The sequence below is a fragment of the Nocardia nova genome (genome assembly GCF_002933465.1).
Lineage (GTDB): Bacteria > Actinomycetota > Actinomycetes > Mycobacteriales > Mycobacteriaceae > Nocardia > Nocardia nova_B.
The window spans coordinates 20,651-39,022 of record NZ_PSZE01000038.1 but is presented as its reverse complement, the minus strand read 5'-3'; the positions used below and the strand labels follow the sequence as shown (position 1 = coordinate 39,022).

Sequence of the window (18,372 nt, the reverse complement as noted above, 5' to 3'; positions counted from 1 at the left end):
TATGTGTCAGTCACGACAGCGGTACCCGGAGGCCGGCGATCAGGACGCCGGCGTGGATCAGGACGAGGCGGAGCATGCGCGGTGACGGAGACGGCTTCTTGGAAAGCCCCGATGGGACGCGGCAGTGGGGCCTGTTCGGGGCCGCCGGACTGCTGTTGCGGGCACCCCGGCAGGGCGGCGGCGCACTGGTGCTGCTGCAACATCGGGCGCCGTGGAGCCATCAGGGTGGAACGTGGGCGCTGCCCGGTGGTGCACGCGACAGTCATGAGACAAGCGTGCACGCTGCGGTGCGCGAGGCGCACGAAGAAGCCGGAATCGATCCGGACGCGGTGCGGGTGCGCGGCAGCCGGGTGACGAGTACCGCGGACTCCGGCTGGACCTACACCACCGTGGTGGCCGACGTGTCGGAAACCTTGGCTACCACGGCAAATCGCGAAAGCGCGGAGCTGGCGTGGGTTCCGGAGGAGGAGGTCGACGCCAGGCCGCTGCATCCCGGATTCGCCGCCGCATGGCCCGGATTGCGGGCGGCCGCGGCCCGGCTCGAACTGGACGGCCTCGCCGAGGCGGCTGCCATCGCGGCGGTGCTGCCCCGCACGATCGACCTCGCCGATCGCGGATTTCTGTGGCTGGACGCCCACGACTCGGCCGCGCCGACCGCCCGGATCGCGCAGCGCGGCAACGGGTCCGGTGGCTTCGTGCGGTACGAGGAAACGCTGGTCCTGACCCTCGACCAGGTGCTGGGCTGAACGCCGTGTGCGGATAGCCGTGTCCTCCCCATGTGTACGGCGGTGGATCAGTTCGCCGCGTTCTCCAGCAGCCGCTGTTTGAGTTCGCGGGCGGCGGCCTGGGGGTCGCGCGCCGCGGTGATGGCACGCACCACGACCACCCGCTCGGCGCCGGCCGCGAGCACCTCCGGCAGACGGTCGCGATCGATACCGCCGATCGCGAACCACGGCCGGGTCGGATGCGACTCCGCGGTCGACCGCACCAACTCGATACCCGCCGCGGTGCGGCCCGGTTTGGTCGGCGTATTCCAGACCGGCCCGGTGCAGAAGTAGTCGATGTGCTCATCGACGACCGCGAGTCCGGCCTGATTGCGATTGTGGGTGGACCGGCCTATCACCACATCGGGCCCGACGATCCGGCGGGCGTACCAGGGCGGTAGGTCGCCCTGGCCCAGATGCAGCACATCGGCGCCGGCGGCCAGCGCGATATCGGCGCGGTCGTTGACGGCGACCAACGCGCCGTGGCGGCGGGCCGCGGCCTTCAGCTCGGCCAGCGCACCGAGTTCGGCACCGGCCTCGAGCGGCCCGAACTTCGCCTCGCCGGCCGAACCCTTGTCACGCAGCTGGATGATGTCGACGCCGCCGGAGAGCGCCGCCTCGGCGAACGCGGCCAGATCACCGGTATCGCGCCGGGCGTCGGTGCACAGATAGAGCCGGGCCGAGGCCAGGCGTTCGCGCGGTGCCATCGGGCGTTGCGGTTGGGACGGTTGCACGGCTTCGACCGTAGCCGCGCTACCGTGGAGAGGCGAAACAAGAGGGCATTCCCGCAGCGATGGCGGCCGCGCGGGAACGCCGATTCCCGGTGTCGGCCGTGCACGGCGCGGTGCGTGCGAGTCCGGGACCCGAGCGAGGTGGAGTGATGCGAAGTCTGGCCGTCGTGGGTGGGGGTGTGATCGGTCTGGCGGTGGCCTGGCGGGCCGCCGAACAGGGCTGGTCGGTGACGATTCTCGACCCCGGCGTGGGGTCCGGCGCGTCCTGGGTCGCGGGCGGCATGCTCGCCCCGCTCTCGGAGGGCTGGCCCGGCGAGGACGATCTGCTCGAATTCGGTGCGGCATCGCTGCGGCGCTGGCCGGAATTCGGCGCGCGGCTGCGCGACGCCACCGGGGTGAACGTCTTCGTGGCCGAACAGACCCTCACCCTCGCGCTGGACGCGGCCGATGCCGCGGACCTGCGCACGATCGCCGATTTCTGCGGCACCCACGGATATGCGATGCGTGTGCTCGACCGGGCCGGGGTCCGCGCGACCGAGGCCGGACTGTCGCGCACCGTCCGGGCCGGCTTGCTCGCCGTCGACGAACCGGCAGTGGACAACCGACTGCTCCTCGACGCCTTGCGTCGCGGTTGTGAACATGCCGGTGTGCGGATCGAGCCGGTGTCGGTGGCGGCTGTGGACGAACTCGACCACGACCGGATCGTGCTGGCCGCGGGTTCGGCCAGCGCCCGCCTGTGGGATCTGCCGGTGCGCCCGGTCAAGGGCGAGATTCTGCGGTTGCGCCGCCGCCCGGGCACCCCACCGCCGCCGTCCTCGGTGATCCGCGCGCGGGTGCACGGCCGGCCGGTCTATCTGGTCCCGCGGGCCGACGGCCTGGTGGTCGGCGCTACTCAGTACGAGGCCGGATTCGACACCACCGTGACCGTCGCGGGGGTCCGCGATCTGATCGCCGACGCCGAGGCGGTGTGGCCGGCCCTCGGCGAATACGAACTGGCGGAGGCCGCCGCGGGCGGACGTCCCGGCACACCCGACAATCTGCCGCTGATCGGATGGCTCTCGGACCGGGTGATCGCCGCCACCGGTCACGGCCGCAACGGCATCCTCGGCGTACCGATCACCGTCGACGCGGTGGCGGCGCTGCTGGCCGGAGACGTCCTCGCCGAGGCGAAGGCCGCCGATCCGCATCGCTTCGCCACCGCCGAAACCGTCACTCCCGCATCATCATCAGGAGGTAACCAGTGACCGCGCAACCGAGATCCGCGTCCACATCGATCCCCGTCGGCGTCACGGTGAACGGCACCGAACACGTCTTCGCGGAGCCGCTCACCGTCCGGGAACTGCTCGAGCGTCTCGAACTGCCGTGCCGCGGCGTGGCCCTGGCGGTCGACGGTGCGCTGCTGCCGAAGTCGCGGTGGGACGAGCCGGTCGGCCGGGGCTGGGAGATCGAGATCCTGACGGCGGTGCAGGGTGGCTGACATGTCGGGTACCGAACCGCTGCCGGACGAGCCGCTGCGGATCGCGAATCGGGAATTCGGCTCCCGGCTGATCATGGGCACCGGCGGGGCGGAGAATCTGGCGGTGCTCGAGGAGGCGCTGGTCGCCTCCGGCACCGAATTGACCACGGTCGCCATGCGCCGCATCGACGCCGCGGGCGGAACGGGCGTGCTCGACCTGCTCAAACGCCTCGACATCGCCCCGCTGCCCAATACCGCCGGCTGCCGCACCGCGGCCGAGGCGGTGCTCACCGCACAACTGGCGCGCGAGGCGCTGGAGACCGACTGGGTGAAACTCGAGGTCATCGCCGACGAACGCACGCTGCTGCCGGACGCCATCGAATTGGTCTCGGCCGCGGAGCAATTGGTCGACGACGGCTTCGTGGTGCTGCCCTACACCACCGACGATCCGGTCCTGGCACGACGGTTGGAAGACGCTGGTTGTGCCGCGGTGATGCCGCTCGGTTCGCCGATCGGCACCGGTCTGGGCATCGGCAATCCGCACAATATCGAGATGATCGTCGCGGCCGCCGGGGTTCCGGTCGTACTCGACGCGGGGATCGGCACGGCGAGTGACGCGGCGTTGGCGATGGAACTCGGCTGTTCGGCGGTGTTGCTGGCCACCGCCGTCACCCGCGCCCGGCATCCGGCTCGGATGGCGACGGCGATGGCCGCGGCGGTGCAGGCCGGTCACCTGGCGCGCCACGCCGGGCGCATCCCCAAGCGGTTCTGGGCCCAGGCCTCCTCACCCGCGGTGTGAACACGGGGATGTCCCCAGGTCGCGGCTGGGTGAGCCCACCCGGACCCTAGGGGTCCCCCTCATCCTCGAGGATGATCGGACTCGCGACCTGTGGGCGATGGTCGCGTGCCGATTTCTCGGGAAGACTGGTGACCATGATCGAATGCAGAGGTCTTACCAAGCGCTTCGGTGCGACCGTTGCCGTCGAGAACCTGTCGTTCACGGTCGCACCCGGTAAGGTGACCGGGTTCCTCGGCCCGAACGGCGCCGGTAAGTCGACCACCATGCGGATGATCCTCGGCTTGGATCAGCCCACAGCCGGAACGGCGTTCATCCAGGGCAAGCGCTACCGCGAGCTGGATCACCCGTTGCGCACGGTCGGTGCCCTGCTGGATGCCAAGTGGGTCCATCCGAACCGGTCGGCTCGTTCGCATCTGCGCTGGATGGCCGCCACCAACGACATTCCGGTCAGCCGGGTCGAAGAGGTGCTGCGGCTGGTGGGCCTGACCGAGGTCGCCAACAAGAAGGCCGGTGGCTTCTCGCTGGGCATGTCGCAGCGGCTCGGCCTGGCCGGGGCGCTGCTCGGCGATCCGCCGGTACTGCTGTTCGACGAGCCGGTCAACGGCCTGGACCCCGAGGGCATTCTGTGGATCCGTCGGTTCATGCAGCGGCTGGCCGCCGAGGGGCGCACCGTGCTGGTGTCGAGCCATCTGCTGTCGGAAATGGCGCAGACCGCCGACCATCTGGTCGTGATCGGGCGCGGCAGGCTGATCGCGGACACCGATACCAACGATTTCATCGCGAAGTCGTCGGAATCGACCGTGCGGGTGCGCAGTCCGCAGCTGGACGAGCTGCGCAGCCTGCTCACCTCGAACGGGATGACCGTGCGCGAGGACGGCAGTGCGGCCGACCGGGAAGGGGCGATCGACACCGCCCCCGCACTGGTGGTGGTCGGGGAAACCAGCGACGCCATCGGCAAATTGGCGGGCGCGAACAGCATCACCCTGTATGAGCTTGCGCCGCAACAGGCTTCGCTCGAGGAGGCGTTCATGCGGATGACCGGAGGTGCGGTGCAGTACCACGGTGAGGGCATCGAGCAGGCGATGGGAGGTGCGCTCTGATGGGTGTCGTCACCGCCGAGCGGATCAAACTCACCTCGACCAGGTCGCCGTGGTGGTGTTCGGCGATCGTCGTGGCGCTGGGCCTGGGCATGGCCGCGCTGTTCGCGGCCGTATCGCGGGCGAGCATGGGCCATGAGAACGAAACCACGCTGACCACCGCCGGCGCCACGGTTGGTGTCTCCGGATTCGGCGTCATGGTCCTGATGATCATGGCCGCCCTCACCGTGACCAGTGAATACCGCTTCGGCATCATCCGGACCACCTTCCAGGCGACCCCGAACCGATCGCTGGTCCTGACCACCAAGGCCCTGCTGACCGGCGCCTACGCGGCGGTGCTGACCTTCGTGCTGGGCCTGCTGGCCTATCTCATCGCGAAACCGCTGGCCGGCGATGCGGGGCGGCAGATGAGTCTGAGCTCGGACGCCGATTGGCGCGCGCTCTACGGACTGGCGATCTATGCCTTCCTGGCGGTGGTCCTGTCGGTCGGCATCGGCGCCCTGGTGCGGCAATCGGCAGCGGCGATCTCGCTGATCGTGTTGTGGCCCTTGCTGATCGAGACGCTGCTGGGTAGTTTCGGCAGCTTCGGCCGCACCGTGCAGCCGTTCCTGCCCTTCGCCAACATCAACCGGTTTCTCGGAGAGGACACGTCCTCCGCGGCGCACTGGCACTGGGGACCGTGGGGCGGACTGGTCTACTTCATCGTCTTCGTGGCGGTCGTGTTCGGTGCCGCGCTGATCGTGGTCGACCGCCGCGACGCCTGAGCGACAACCACATACCTGCCCGCTCCCGGGCGCTCACCCTCGCGAAAGCCCGGGAACGGGAGGGCGGTCCTGTCGGGGGACTGCTATCCGGTCACAGTCGCCACTGCCCGGCGAATGTGACGATCACCGGCCCGATGTGCAGCCGTTTCGCGCTGTGCATCGGGCCGGTGTGCGCTGTGCAAAGCCTTCGTTAACAGCGCCGCCGGACCTTCCGTGTGGAAGAGCCGGTGGGTAACATCGGCCGGGCAACCAACACGTTATCCATCGGCGGACCCAGCGCTGTGCCCGCTCCGTCCGATAGAGAGGTGGCAGGTGGCGATCATTGGCTACGCTCGGGATGTGAGCGAAAGACCTTCCGGCGACGGCGAAAACGCGTCCCGCGCAGCCCGTCCCGGAGACGCGCGAAACCGCACCGGCGGTTCGGGGTCGCCTCGCAACGGCACCGCCGGTCGGCGGGGTAAAAGGGGGGCCGGTTCCGGTGTGGACACCTGTCGTGACGCCGACGCCCCACATGGTGACCCGGCACCAGCCGATACGGTGCCCCCGGTCGACGCGCCCGAGGCCGGGGTCGAATCGGACGTCGAGATCGTGATTCCGCTCACGCCGGCCGACGAGGACGGATCTCGTCTACGGTCGTTCGGCCGGCGCCGCACCGATCAGCTGTCCTCGTTGATGGCCGCGGCTAATCAGCGGGCCGACGTCATCGGCGTGATTCGCAAGGCGCGCGAGAGCTTGCCCGGCGATCCCGCATTCGGCGATCCGCTGTCGTTGTCCGGCCCCGGCGGCGCGCGGGCGGTGGCTCGCGCGGCCGACAAGATCGTGGGCGATCATCCCAGCGCCGCCAAGGAGCTGGGTCTGGGTGCGCTGCAGGTCTGGCAGGCGATGCTGGAGCGGGTCGGCCGCGGTAAGGGCAGTGAAGAGATCACGGTGGTCTTCACGGACCTGGTCGCGTTCTCCCGATGGTCGCTGTCGGCCGGTGACGAGGCCACGCTGGAGCTGTTGCGGCGGGTGGCGCGGGCCATCGAACCGCCGATCGTCGACCGGGGTGGTCAGGTCGTCAAGCGCATGGGCGACGGGGTGATGGCGGTATTCGCCTCTCCCGACAGTGCGGTGCGTGCGGTACTGACCGCCAAGAAGAATTTGGACCGGGTCGAGGTGGCGGGCTATCGGCCGCGTATGCGGGCGGGCCTGCACACCGGGACGCCGCGCGAGATCGGCGGAGACTGGCTGGGGGTGGACGTCACCATCGCCGCGCGGGTGATGGAGGCCGGCGGCAACGGCAACACGATGATCTCGGAGACCACGCTCGAAGCGCTGGAGCCGAGCACGCTGAAGGAACTCGAGGTCGCGGCCAAGCCCTATCGGCGCAGCATGTTCGCCGCCCCGCTCAACGGCGTTCCGGAGGGTATGCGCATCTTCCGCCTCGCCGGAGACTAGGCGCCGGGTGCGATCGGGCGGTCTACCACCAGGTGACCACGCCGACGACCGCGAGGACCGCGCAGACGCCCAGCATCACCGACAGCACCCGAGAGTTCTTCCACATGGTGAAGGCGCCGCCGACCAGGAATCCGGCCACGGCCAGCAGCAGTACGACGATCACGGAATTGGACACCCTGCCATCTTGCCCGGCGGCTCGTGGGCCTCGGACACCGGCCGGTTCCGCCGGTTCGTGGTAGCCGCCGGGCGAGCCGGCGGTCCGGCTCGCGGTGTACCCGGTCGGGCCGGTCGAGCGGCGACGCGCCGCATGTACCTGCGATTTCGGCAATTAACAAGCACGCAGGCTTGATTTTTTCCATACCCGATGTGACTCTGGAACCCGACGCAGTGCAGCCGCTGCGGCAGGCACGTCGCATGAGGAGGCGCCGCGCAGATGACGAGTCTCGGCGCCGACCCGGAGGTCCTCCGGATCGGCAACTGTTCCGGGTTCTACGGCGACCGGTTGAGCGCGATGCGCGAGATGCTCGAGGGCGGGCAACTCGATGTGCTCACCGGTGACTACCTCGCCGAACTGACCATGCTGATTCTCGGCCGCGATCGGATGAAGGATCCGGCCCTCGGCTATGCCAAAACCTTCGTCCGGCAACTCGAGGACTGCCTCGGCCTGGCACTGGAACGCGGCGTACGGATCGTCGCGAACGCGGGCGGACTCAATCCGGCGGGATTGGCGCAGCGGGTCGCCGAGGTGGCCGAAAAGCTCGGAGTCGCAGCGAAAATCGCCTACGTCGAAGGTGACGATCTGCTGCCGCGCGCCCAGGAACTGGGCCTGGGCGCACCGCTGACCGCCAACGCATACCTGGGCGCGTGGGGTATCGCCGAGGCGCTGAACGCCGGGGCCGATATCGTCGTCACCGGCCGGGTCACCGACGCCTCCGTGGTCGTCGGACCGGCGGCCGCCCACTTCGGCTGGGCCCGAGACGATGTCGACGCGCTCGCCGGTGCGGTGGTCGCCGGTCACGTCATCGAATGCGGCACCCAGGCCACCGGCGGCAACTTCGCGTTCTTCACCGAGATCGAGAATCTCGACCGTCCCGGCTTCCCGATCGCCGAGGTACGCCGCGACGGCAGCAGCGTCATCACCAAACACGCTAACACCGGTGGCGCGGTCACCGTTGACACCGTCGAAGCGCAGCTGATGTACGAGATCCAGGGCGCGCGCTACGCCGGACCCGATGTCACCGCCCGCCTCGACAGCATCCGGCTCGCCGCCGACGGTGACGACCGAGTGCTGATCAGCGGCGTGACCGGTGAGGCGCCGCCGCCGCGGCTGAAGGTCTCGCTGAACACCCTGGGCGGCTTCCGCAACGAGATGACCTTCGTGCTCACCGGACTCGACATCGAGGCCAAAGCCGCACTGGCGCAGCGGCAATTGGAAAGCTGGCTGCCGGTGCGCCCGGCCGAACTCGACTGGTCGCTGTCGCGGCTGGACCGTCCCGACGCCGAGACCGAGGAACAGGCCAGCGCCCTGCTGCGCTGCGTGGTCCGCGATCCCGATCCCGACAAGGTGGGACGCGCGTTCTCCAGCGTCGCAGTCGAATTGGCGCTGGCCAGTTACCCCGGCTTCACCATGACCACGCCGCCCGGAAACGGTGCGCCCTACGGCGTCTACACCGCGGGCTATGTCGATGCGGGCGAGGTCGCGCACACCGCGGTACTTCACGACGGCTCCCGTGTGGCGATCGCTCCGCCCACGCAGACCCGGGAACTGGAGGAGGTGGCCGAACCCGAGCTGCCGCAGCCCCTGACGGCCGGTGAAACGCGCCGGGTCCCGTTGGGTTCCATCGCTCTCGCCCGCAGCGGTGACAAGGGCGGAAACGCCAATATCGGGGTCTGGGTGCGCACCGACGACCAGTGGCGCTGGCTGGTGCACACCCTCACCGTCGACACGCTGCGGGCGCTGCTGCCGGAGACCGCGAAGCTCACCGTCACCCGGCACGTCCTGCCGAATCTGCGAGCGGTGAACTTCATCGTCGAGGACCTGCTCGGCCTCGGCGTCGCCTACCAGGCCCGATTCGATCCACAAGCCAAGGGACTCGGCGAATGGCTGCGGTCCCGCCACCTCGACATACCCGTGGAGTTACTACCGTGACCAGTGGCTGGGAGACGCCCGAGCGGCGTGAATTACGCGCTACCGTACGAGATTTCGCCGAGCGTGAGGTGCTGCCCTACCTGGACGAGTGGGAGCGGGCCGGCGAGATCCCCCGCGAACTGCACAAGAAGGCGGGTGCGCTCGGACTGCTCGGGATCCAGTTTCCGGAGTCGGTAGGCGGTGCGGGCGGCGACGGGATCGACGCCGCGATCGTGGCCGAGGAGATGCACTACGCCGGCTGCTCGGGCGGACTGTTCGCATCCCTGTTCACCTGCGGTATCGCGGTGCCGCACATGGCCGCGTCCGGCAACGCGGAGCTGATCGAACGCTGGGTGAAGCCCACCCTGGCGGGGGAGAAGATCGGCTCACTGGCTATCACGGAACCCGGCGGCGGCTCCGATGTCGGCCATCTCACCACCAGCGCCGTGCGCGACGGCGACGACTTCGTGGTCAACGGGGCGAAGACCTTCATCACCTCTGGGGTGCGCGCCGACTATGTGGTGACCGCCGTGCGCACGGGCGGCCCCGGCGCGTCCGGTGTTTCGCTGCTGCTGGTCGAGAAGGACCGGCCGGGATTCACGGTCAGTCGCAAACTGGAGAAGATGGGCTGGCTGGCCTCCGATACCGCCGAACTGTCCTATGTCGACGTGCGCGTGCCGGTGTCGAATCTGGTGGGCGCCGAGAACTCCGGATTCGCCCAGATCGCACAGGCTTTCGTCAGCGAGCGACTGGGGCTGGCGGTGCAGGCCTACGGACATGCGCAGCGCTGCCTGGATCTGACCCTGCGGTGGTGCCGCGACCGCGAGACCTTCGGCCGTCCGCTCATCAGTAGGCAGGCCGTGCAGAACACGCTGTCGGAGATGGCTCGCCGCATCGACGTCGCCCGTGTCTACACCCGGCATGTGGCCGAACGGGCGGCGGACGGGGAATCCGATCTGATCGCCGAGGTGTGCTTCGCCAAGAACACCGCGGTGGAGACCGCGGAATGGGTGGCCCACCAAGCGGTTCAGCTGTTCGGAGGCCTGGGCTACATGCGCGAATCCGAGGTGGAGCGCCACTACCGCGATGTGCGCATCCTCGGCATCGGCGGCGGCACCAACGAAATCCTGACCAGCCTCGCGGCCAAGCGATTGGGGTACCAACCATGAGCACTCTCCGTACAGCCATCGACCCGAATTCGGCGGACTACCGCGCCGCCGCGGACGCGATGACCGAGAAATTGGCCGAGGTCGAAGCCGAATACGCCAAGAACATCGCGGGCGGCGGCCCGGACAAGATGGCGCGCCACCGCAAGCGCGGCAAGCTCACCGCGCGCGAGCGCATCGAACTGCTCATCGACGAGGATTCGCCGTTCCTGGAGCTGGCGCCGCTGGCCGCCTGGGGCAGCGAATTCCACGTGGGCGCCTCGGTGATCGCCGGAATCGGCATCGTGGAGGGCGTCGAATGCATGATCGTGGCCCCCGATCCGACCGTGCGCGGCGGCACGTCGAATCCGTGGACGCTGCGCAAGAACCTGCGCATGAACGATATCGCGCTGGAGAACCGCCTTCCGGTGATCGGCCTGGTGGAATCCGGCGGCGCCGATCTGCCGACGCAGAAGGAGGTGTTCGTCCCGGGCGGTCGCATGTTCCGCGACCTCACCCGGCTCTCCGCGGCCGGAGTCCCCACCATCGCACTGGTTTTCGGCAATTCCACCGCCGGCGGCGCCTACATTCCCGGCATGTCCGACTACACGGTCATGATCAAGGAACGCTCCAAGGTGTTCCTCGGCGGTCCGCCGCTGGTCAAGATGGCGACCGGTGAGGAGTCCGACGACGAATCGCTCGGCGGCGCCGAAATGCACGCCCGCACCTCGGGTCTGGCCGACTATCTCGCCGCCGACGAACAGGACGCCATCCGGATCGGCCGTTCCATCGTACGGCGGTTGAACTGGCGCAAGACCGGACCTGCCCCGCGTCCGCGCGCCGAGGTGATCGAACCGCTCTACGATTCCGAGGAACTGCTCGGCATCGTGCCCACCGACCTGAAGATTCCGTTCGATCCGCGCGAGGTCATCGCCCGGGTGGTGGACGGATCCGATTTCGACGAATTCAAACCGCTCTACGGTTCCAGCCTGGTGACGGGCTGGGCGGAGCTGCACGGCTATCCGGTCGGCATCCTCGCCAATGCCCGCGGTGTGCTGTTCTCGGAGGAGGCGCAGAAGGCCGCGCAGTTCATCCAGTTGGCGAATCAGTCGAACACACCATTGCTGTTCCTGCACAACACCACCGGCTACATGGTGGGCAAGGAGTACGAGCAGAAGGGCATCATCAAACACGGCGCGATGATGATCAACGCCGTCTCCAATTCGAAGGTGCCGCACATCTCGCTGCTGATGGGCGCCTCCTACGGGGCCGGGCACTACGGCATGTGCGGGCGTGCCTACGATCCGCGCTTCGTCTTCGCCTGGCCCAGCGCGAAATCCGCGGTGATGGGTGGCGCGCAGCTGGCGGGCGTGATCTCCATCGTGGGCCGGGCCGCCGCCGAGGCGCGCGGCCAGGCGTTCGACGAGGAGGCCGACAAGGGCATGCGCGCGATGATCGAGGCCCAGATCGAGGCCGAGTCGCTGCCGATGTTCATGTCGGGCCGACTCTACGACGACGGCGTCATCGACCCCCGCGACACCCGCACGGTATTGGGAATGGCCTTGTCGGCCATCCACAATGCCCCGATCAAGGGCGCCGAGGGCTTCGGCGTCTTCCGGATGTGAGGTCCGATATGACAGTAGGGCGGATCACGAACGTTCTGGTCGCCAACCGCGGGGAGATCGCCCGGCGGGTGTTCGCGACCTGCCGGCGCATGGGCATCGCCACGACCGCGGTGTATTCGGACGCGGACGCGAACGTACCGCATGTGGCCGAGGCCGATGCGGCGATCCGGCTGCCCGGCCACACCCCCGCCGAGACCTATCTGCGCGGCGATCTGATCATCGAGGCCGCGCACGCCGCGGGCGCCGATGCGATCCATCCCGGCTACGGATTCCTCTCCGAGAACGCGGAATTCGCTCGCCAGGTGATCGATGCCGGCCTGGCGTGGGTGGGCTCGCCGGTCGCGGCCATCGAACAGATGGGTTCGAAGGTCGAATCCAAGAAGATGATGGACGCCGCGGGCGTCCCGGTGCTGGCCGAACTCGATCCGGCCGAGGTCACCGAGAACGTGCTGCCCGTGCTGATCAAGGCCTCCGCCGGAGGTGGCGGTCGCGGTATGCGCGTGGTGCGTTCGCTGGCGGAACTGCCGGATCAGCTCGAGGCCGCCCGGCGCGAGGCGGAATCGGCCTTCGGCGATCCGACGGTGTTCTGCGAGCGCTACCTGGAAACCGGCCGCCATATCGAGGTGCAGGTGATGGCCGATACCCACGGCCGGGTCTGGGCGGTGGGCGAGCGCGAATGTTCCATTCAGCGCCGGCATCAGAAGGTGGTGGAGGAAGCTCCGTCGCCGCTGGTGGAGCGGGTCGACGGGATGCGGGAACGGTTGTTCGAGGCGGTCCGCCTCGCCGCCGAGGCGATCGGCTACCAGGGTGCGGGCACGGTCGAATTCCTCGCCGACGAACAGGGCGATTTCTTCTTCCTGGAGATGAACACCCGCCTGCAGGTGGAACACCCGGTCACCGAATGCACCACCGGCTTGGATCTGGTCCGGCTGCAGCTACAGGTGGCGCAGGGCTACCGGCTGCCGCCGGAACCGCCGCCGATGCGCGGCCACTCCATCGAGGTGCGGCTGTACGCGGAGGATCCGGCGTACGACTGGCAGCCGCAGAGCGGTGTGGTACATCGCATCGAATTCGCCCCGGGCACAGTCGAATTCACCGTCCTGACCGAGCCCGGTCTGCGACTGGACTCCGGTGTGGTGAACGGTTCGACGGTCGGGGTGTTCTACGACCCGATGCTGGCCAAGGTCATCTCCTACGCCGACACCCGCGAGGAAGCGGCGCATCTGCTGGCGACCGCGTTGCAGCGGGCCCGCCTTCACGGTCTGGTCACCAACCGTGACCTGCTGGTGCGAGTATTGCGGCATCCGGCCTTCCTCGCCGGTGATACCGATACCGCGTTCTTCGCCACGCACGGACTGGAAAATCTTTCCGTGCCACTGGTGTCCGCCGCTGACGAGAGCCTGTCGATCGTCGCGGCGGCGCTGGCGGACGCGGCGGCCAACCGAGCCGCGGCCAAGGTCGGCGCGGCGCTGCCCAGCGGCTGGCGCAACCTACCGTCGCAGTCGCAGAGCAAGTCCTACGAGAGCCGGGTGTCGGGAACGCACGAGGTGCGCTACCGCCTCACCCGCTCCGGCCTCGAGGTCGAGGGGCACGCGGGACTCGAACTGATCGAGGCCACACCGGATGTGGTGGTCCTGGGTGTGCCCGGTGAGCGCGGGGCGGTGCGACGGCGGTTCGAGGTCGCGCGTTACGGCGATCTGGTGGCCGTCGATTCGCCACTGGGCCCGGTCGCGGTGCGCAAGCTCCCGCGCTTCTCGGATCCGGCCGACCAGATCGCCGAGGGTTCGTTGCTGGCGCCGATGCCGGGCGCGGTGATCCGGCTCGGCGCCGAGGTCGGCAGCACCGTCGAGAAAGGTCAGCCGATTCTCTGGCTCGAGGCCATGAAGATGGAACACACCATCGCCGCCCCGGCGGCCGGTGTGCTGACCGAACTGAATGTTGTCGCGGGACAACAGGTCGACGTCGGCGCCGTGCTGGCGGTCGTCCACGCCGAAGCCACCGCCGCACCGGCCGAAGTCACCGCCGCACCGGCCGAAGCCACCGCCGGATAGCCGCCCACTACAGGAGAATTCCCATGAGCTTCATCGAAACCGACGAACAGAAGCAGTTGCGGGCGGCCGTAGCCAAGCTCGCCGCGAAGTACAACTACCGCGACTACGTCTCCGCCAAGGCGCGCCGCAACGAACCGCTGGACGAATTGTGGGACGAGGCGGGCAAACTCGGCTTCCTCGGCGTGAACCTGCCGGAGGAGTACGGCGGCGGTGGCGCCGGGATCTACGAACTGGCGCTGGTGATGGAGGAACTGGCCGCCCAGGGCGCCGGCCTGCTGCTGATGGTGGTCTCGCCCGCGATCTGCGGCACCATCATCACCAAGTACGGCACCGAGGAACAGAAGCGGTACTGGCTGACCAAGCTGGCCGACGGCTCCTCGAAGATGGTGTTCGGCATCACCGAACCCGATGCCGGGTCCAACTCGCACAACATCACCACCACCGCCCGCCGCGACGGCGGCGACTGGATCCTCAACGGCCGCAAGATCTTCATCTCCGGTGTGGATCAGGCCGAGGCGGTGCTGATCGTCTCGCGTACCGAGGATTCCAAGACCGGCAAGTTGAAGCCGGCGCTGTTCATCGTCCCGACCGATACTCCCGGCTTCGAGAAGAACCGCCAGGAGATGGACATCATCGAGCCGGACAACCAGTTCACGTTGTTCCTTGACGATGTGCGGCTGCCCGGCAGCGCGCTGGTGGGCCAGGAGGACGCCGCCATCGCGCAGCTGTTCGCCGGCCTGAATCCGGAGCGCATCATGGGTGCGGCGATGGCGGTCGGCATGGGCCGCTACGCCATCGACCGGGCGGTCGAATACGCCCGGGAGCGGCAGGTGTGGAAGACGCCGATCGCGGCGCACCAGGGCATCTCGCATCCGCTGGCACAGGTGAAGATCGAACTCGAACTGGCCAAGCTGATGATGCAGAAGGCCGCGGTCCTCTACGATTCCGGCGACGACTTCGGTGCCGCGGAGGCCGCCAATATGGCGAAATACGCCGCGGCGGAGGCGAGTATCAAGGCGCTGGATCAGTCCATCCAGACGCACGGCGGCTCGGGCCTGACCACGGACATCGGTCTGGCGGGCATGCTCGGCGCGGCCCGGATCGCGCGGGTGGCGCCGGTGAGCCGGGAAATGATCCTGAACTTCGTCTCCCAGCACTCGCTGGGGTTGCCGAAGTCGTACTGAGCGGTGCCCCGGCCGGCCGCCACTGCGGCGCGGCCGGCGTAAACCCACCGAACCGGACGAGGAGGAACGCACGTGAGCGAAACCACCGGCACCGAAACCGGCACCGAGATCACCGAAACCGGCGGCACCGAAACGCCTTTCGTGCGATACGCGGTGCGCGACGGCTTCGCGGTGCTCACGCTGGATTCACCGCACAATCGGAATGCGCTGTCCTCGAAGCTGGTTCGGGAGCTGCTCGACGGACTGCGCAAGGCAGGCGCCGACGAGCAGGTCCGCGGGGTGATCCTCACCCACACCGGTAATACGTTCTGCGCCGGCGCGGATCTCAAGGAAGCGCTCGACGCCGATCCGGCCGCGGCCGCCGATATCCGCACCCGGTGGATGATCGACGTGCTGCGCGGCATCGTCGAATTGCACAAGCCGGTCGTCGCGCAGGTCGACGGCAATGTGCGCGCGGGTGGGATGGGCATCGTCGGCGCCTGCGACATCGCGGTCGCCGGACCGTCGAGCAGTTTCGCGCTCACCGAGGCTCGGCTGGGCCTGGCGCCGTTCATGATCTCGCTCACACTGCTGCCGCGGCTGACCTCCCGGGCCGCCGCCCGCTACTACCAGACCGGGGAGACCTTCGACGCGGCCGAGGCCGAGCGGATCGGATTGATCACCGTCGCCGCCGCCGATGTCGCCGCCGAGGTGGCCCGCCTGTGCGGCGAACTGCGCAAGGGGTCCCCGCAGGGACTGGCCGAAAGTAAGCGGCTGGTGAATGCGTCCATCGTCGCCGAATTCGATCGCACCGCCGATGAGCTGGCCAAACGCTCCGGAAGTTTCTTCGGCACGCCCGAGGTGATCGAAGGGATGACGGCCTTCTTCCAGCGCCGCCCACCCAGCTGGGCAGAATGACGCAATCATGACCGCATCGCACGAACCCAAGCAGGACCGCAGCCGGGCCACCCGTCGGCGGTTGCTCGAGGCGACCATCGACTGTCTGGCCGAAATGGGCTGGGCGGCGGCCACTGTCGCGGTGGTCGCCGAACGGGCCGGGGTCTCGCGCGGGGCGGCCCAACATCATTTCCCCACCAGGGAGGATTTGATCACCGCCGCCCTCGAGTACATGTTCGACACCCGGATGGCGCAGTCCAAGGCCGAGGCGGCGGCCGTGACCGAGGTGGCGCAGGGCGTGGGCCGCACGGAAGCGGTGGTGGCGCAGTTGGTCGAGTCCTATACGACTCCGCTGTTCAAGGCGGCGCTACAGGTATGGACCCACGCCGCGGCGGACCCGGTGTTGCGCGAACGCATCGTGCCACTCGAGGCCCACTTCGGCCGGGTATCGCATCGCCTGGCCGTCGAGGCGCTCGGCGTCGACGACTCCGACCCGGTCGCCCATCATCTCGTGCAGGCCACCCTCGACATGGCACGCGGCCTGGGCCTGGCCGACGTTCTCACCGACGACTCGGTCCGCCGCAAACAGATCGTGCATCAATGGGCGGTGACCCTGCACATGGGCCTGCACACCCCGCGCTGATCGACCGGTCGATTACCCCGTCACGACGTCCACAGTCGATCCAGCGGCAGGACATGCAGGCGATCGTCGTAGGTGTAGGACCGTTGGCCGAGGTTGACGACCACCCCTCCGACGAAGGCTGAGCCGAGTTTGTCACGGAGAAGGCGCAGGCCCGCGAAGTCGCTGTTCGTCACCGTTCCCGACGCCTTGACTTCGACGGCGCTCACCGAACCTGTTTCTGTCTCTATCACCAGATCGACTTCCTGCTGATCTTTTGTGCGAAAGTGAGAGAAAGTGACCTCCTGCTGAGCCCAGCCGGCTTGTTTCATCAGCTCGTTCACGGTGAAAGTTTCGACGAGGTGGCCGAATTGGGTCAGTTGCGCCGGAATCCGTTCCGCGAGTTGGTGTTGGCTCAAGCCGATCAGATATGCCGCAAGTCCGGTGTCCACGGCGTGAACCTTTGCGCTGCGGATCGCCCGGTGCGTTGGCGATCGAGTGAACGGCTCGAGTCGGTGGATCAGGAACACCGCCTCCAGTAATCCGAGGTAGCTTTTGACAGTCGCGGCATCCAGTCCGACAGCATCGGCGAGATTCGCGATGTTGACGACCTGTCCGGTCTGACCAGCAAGTCGGCGCAACACCTGTGGCAGGAACTGGCGTTGTCGAACCTTGCGGATTTCCATCACGTCTCGCTCGACAACGAGATTGACGAAGTCGCGGAACCAGCGGTTGCGAGACCGTCCCGGTTCACGCGCCAGGGCAAGTGGGAACCCACCGCCGAGTACCGCCTGTTCGTAGTCGGCGCGAGTGGATATGGAGGGTGTTCCGACTACGAGGGCGGAGGGATCGCAAACGAGCGCATCCAAGGTGTTCTCGGCGCGTCCGGCCAATTCGCCTTGCGAAAGCGGCCACATGGTCACGACATGCGCGCGGCCGGTCAAGGACTGACTGGCGGTGGGCAGCGAGCCGTACCGCGTTGACCCGGTCAGCATGTACCGTCCTGGCCGCAGGTTGCGATTGAGTTCTGACTTGATCGCGTCGAGCAGGGGTGGGACGTGCTGGAACTCGTCGATGCAGACCGGTGTCGGCCGATCCTCCGATACGAACAGGGCCGGGTCAGCCATGACGGCGCGCCGGGTTTCCAAGTCGTCGAGATCCAAGACGGTGACGCCATGGTGCGCGGCACATGCGGCAAGGAGGGTGCTCTTCCCGACCGTTCTAGCTCCGGTCACAATCACGACGGGCTCTTCGTGGAGGAGCTCTCCGAGCACCGCTTGAAGGTTCCTTGTGAGCAGGTCGCGCCCGGTTGCGGTCATGTCCACCCCTCTTAACCTCTGATCCGTCAAGCAGAAATTAGCACATTGGACAAGAAGTTATTCCAAGATTGGTCGGAACGTCTCCGACATTGTCGGAGAGTCTGGTGGGGTGTTCGTCATCGCTGTCGGGTTTCGGCACTGGTTCAGGGCGGGTTGAAACAGTCCATAAGCGTCGACGCACTGGGACGGCTCGAGATAGTCGTGCCGCCAATCGATGAACAGCGGAGGATCGTGGATCTACTCAAGCCGATGGACAGGGACATCGACAGCCTCCGCCAAGTTGTCGCGGCGATGGAGACCTTGCGCACCGCGTTGTCAGATGGGCTACTGGAGGGTGCTGTGGCCGTCCGGGCCGACGGTTGACGATGAGTTGGCGG

General features: G+C 68.0%; 17 protein-coding genes. 14 read left to right on the top strand and 3 right to left on the bottom strand.

The genetic code is table 11. The features are described 5' to 3' along the window. The first annotated feature begins 74 nt into the window (after positions 1-74). Positions 75-746, top strand: a complete 672-nt coding sequence (locus tag C5E41_RS29990) for an NUDIX hydrolase (protein ID WP_104379080.1) — start codon at positions 75-77, stop codon at positions 744-746. Between the two features lie 47 nt (positions 747-793). On the opposite strand, the gene thiE is transcribed toward C5E41_RS29990, so the two are convergent. After that, positions 794-1,471 carry a thiamine phosphate synthase gene (gene thiE / locus C5E41_RS29985; RefSeq protein WP_104379079.1) on the bottom strand — a complete coding sequence of 226 codons (678 nt, stop codon included), beginning with the start codon at positions 1,469-1,471 and terminating at the stop codon, positions 794-796. A 173-nt stretch (positions 1,472-1,644) separates the two neighbouring features. On the opposite strand from thiE, the gene thiO reads away from it, so the two are divergent. From thiO to C5E41_RS29955, 6 genes are all read left to right on the top strand, one after another. Next, positions 1,645-2,739 carry a glycine oxidase ThiO gene (thiO, locus tag C5E41_RS29980; RefSeq protein ID WP_104379097.1) on the top strand — a complete coding sequence of 365 codons (1,095 nt, stop codon included), beginning with the start codon at positions 1,645-1,647 and terminating at the stop codon, positions 2,737-2,739. Continuing rightward, entirely contained in the window at positions 2,736-2,972 is a 237-nt protein-coding gene (gene thiS / locus C5E41_RS29975) for a sulfur carrier protein ThiS (protein ID WP_104379078.1), read from the top strand. The genes thiO and thiS overlap by 4 nt, the downstream gene beginning before the upstream one ends. A gap of 1 nt (position 2,973) precedes the next feature. After that, entirely contained in the window at positions 2,974-3,750 is a 777-nt protein-coding gene (locus C5E41_RS29970; protein ID WP_104379077.1) for a thiazole synthase, read from the top strand. A gap of 134 nt (positions 3,751-3,884) precedes the next feature. After that, positions 3,885-4,850: an ABC transporter ATP-binding protein gene (locus tag C5E41_RS29965; RefSeq protein ID WP_104379096.1), complete on the top strand. Its 966-nt coding sequence runs from the start codon at positions 3,885-3,887 to the stop codon at positions 4,848-4,850. Continuing rightward, a complete protein-coding gene (locus C5E41_RS29960) occupies positions 4,850-5,611 on the top strand; it encodes an ABC transporter permease (protein ID WP_104379076.1) in 762 nt (253 codons plus the stop codon). The genes C5E41_RS29965 and C5E41_RS29960 overlap by 1 nt, the downstream gene beginning before the upstream one ends. A 588-nt stretch (positions 5,612-6,199) precedes the next feature. Beyond that, complete coding sequence (locus tag C5E41_RS29955) at positions 6,200-7,048, top strand: adenylate/guanylate cyclase domain-containing protein (RefSeq protein WP_439956503.1); 849 nt, start codon at positions 6,200-6,202, stop codon at positions 7,046-7,048. Positions 7,049-7,070: 22 nt separating this feature from the next. Here the strand turns inward: C5E41_RS29955 and C5E41_RS34240 are convergent, their stop codons facing one another. Further along, on the bottom strand, positions 7,071-7,223 hold the full coding sequence (locus C5E41_RS34240) for a hypothetical protein (protein ID WP_167332006.1): 153 nt from the start codon (positions 7,221-7,223) through the stop codon (positions 7,071-7,073). 258 nt (positions 7,224-7,481) lie between these two features. On the opposite strand from C5E41_RS34240, the gene C5E41_RS29945 reads away from it, so the two are divergent. The 7 genes from C5E41_RS29945 to C5E41_RS29915 all read left to right on the top strand — a co-directional run bounded on the left by C5E41_RS29945 (position 7,482) and on the right by C5E41_RS29915 (position 16,700). Continuing rightward, a complete protein-coding gene (locus C5E41_RS29945; RefSeq protein ID WP_104379074.1) occupies positions 7,482-9,197 on the top strand; it encodes an acyclic terpene utilization AtuA family protein in 1,716 nt (571 codons plus the stop codon). Next, complete coding sequence (locus tag C5E41_RS29940) at positions 9,194-10,345, top strand: acyl-CoA dehydrogenase family protein (RefSeq protein ID WP_258081353.1); 1,152 nt, start codon at positions 9,194-9,196, stop codon at positions 10,343-10,345. The genes C5E41_RS29945 and C5E41_RS29940 overlap by 4 nt, the downstream gene beginning before the upstream one ends. Beyond that, positions 10,342-11,946 carry an acyl-CoA carboxylase subunit beta gene (locus tag C5E41_RS29935; protein WP_104379072.1) on the top strand — a complete coding sequence of 535 codons (1,605 nt, stop codon included), beginning with the start codon at positions 10,342-10,344 and terminating at the stop codon, positions 11,944-11,946. Before C5E41_RS29940 ends, C5E41_RS29935 begins: the two co-directional genes overlap by 4 nt. Positions 11,947-11,954: 8 nt before the next feature. Continuing rightward, complete coding sequence (locus C5E41_RS29930; protein ID WP_104379071.1) at positions 11,955-13,997, top strand: ATP-binding protein; 2,043 nt, start codon at positions 11,955-11,957, stop codon at positions 13,995-13,997. A 23-nt stretch (positions 13,998-14,020) separates the two neighbouring features. Then, a complete protein-coding gene (locus C5E41_RS29925) occupies positions 14,021-15,181 on the top strand; it encodes an acyl-CoA dehydrogenase family protein (RefSeq protein WP_104379070.1) in 1,161 nt (386 codons plus the stop codon). 108 nt (positions 15,182-15,289) lie between these two features. Then, positions 15,290-16,078 (top strand): enoyl-CoA hydratase family protein, encoded by a 789-nt coding sequence (locus C5E41_RS29920; protein ID WP_104379094.1) that lies wholly within the window; start codon positions 15,290-15,292, stop codon positions 16,076-16,078. 7 nt (positions 16,079-16,085) lie between these two features. Further along, a complete protein-coding gene (locus C5E41_RS29915) occupies positions 16,086-16,700 on the top strand; it encodes a TetR/AcrR family transcriptional regulator (protein ID WP_104379069.1) in 615 nt (204 codons plus the stop codon). Between the two features lie 20 nt (positions 16,701-16,720). Here C5E41_RS29915 and C5E41_RS29910 read toward each other — a convergent pair whose 3' ends face one another. After that, positions 16,721-17,995, bottom strand: a complete 1,275-nt coding sequence (locus C5E41_RS29910; protein WP_104379068.1) for an ATP-binding protein — start codon at positions 17,993-17,995, stop codon at positions 16,721-16,723. Positions 17,996-18,372: the final 377 nt, after the last annotated feature.

Excerpts from the sequence above, each read along its gene's own strand:
- C5E41_RS29965 (WP_104379096.1), top strand. The coding sequence starts at position 3,885 with ATGATCGAATGCAGAGGTCTTACCAAGCGCTTCGGTGCGACCGTTGCC.
- C5E41_RS29925 (WP_104379070.1), top strand. The coding sequence starts at position 14,021 with ATGAGCTTCATCGAAACCGACGAACAGAAGCAGTTGCGGGCGGCCGTA.
- C5E41_RS29910 (WP_104379068.1), bottom strand. The coding sequence starts at position 17,995 with ATGACCGCAACCGGGCGCGACCTGCTCACAAGGAACCTTCAAGCGGTG.
- thiE (WP_104379079.1), bottom strand. The coding sequence starts at position 1,471 with ATGGCACCGCGCGAACGCCTGGCCTCGGCCCGGCTCTATCTGTGCACC.
- C5E41_RS29960 (WP_104379076.1), top strand. The coding sequence starts at position 4,850 with ATGGGTGTCGTCACCGCCGAGCGGATCAAACTCACCTCGACCAGGTCG.
- C5E41_RS29915 (WP_104379069.1), top strand. The coding sequence starts at position 16,086 with ATGACCGCATCGCACGAACCCAAGCAGGACCGCAGCCGGGCCACCCGT.
- C5E41_RS29970 (WP_104379077.1), top strand. The coding sequence starts at position 2,974 with ATGTCGGGTACCGAACCGCTGCCGGACGAGCCGCTGCGGATCGCGAAT.
- C5E41_RS29945 (WP_104379074.1), top strand. The coding sequence starts at position 7,482 with ATGACGAGTCTCGGCGCCGACCCGGAGGTCCTCCGGATCGGCAACTGT.
- C5E41_RS29935 (WP_104379072.1), top strand. The coding sequence starts at position 10,342 with ATGAGCACTCTCCGTACAGCCATCGACCCGAATTCGGCGGACTACCGC.
- thiO (WP_104379097.1), top strand. The coding sequence starts at position 1,645 with ATGCGAAGTCTGGCCGTCGTGGGTGGGGGTGTGATCGGTCTGGCGGTG.
- C5E41_RS29990 (WP_104379080.1), top strand. The coding sequence starts at position 75 with ATGCGCGGTGACGGAGACGGCTTCTTGGAAAGCCCCGATGGGACGCGG.
- C5E41_RS29930 (WP_104379071.1), top strand. The coding sequence starts at position 11,955 with ATGACAGTAGGGCGGATCACGAACGTTCTGGTCGCCAACCGCGGGGAG.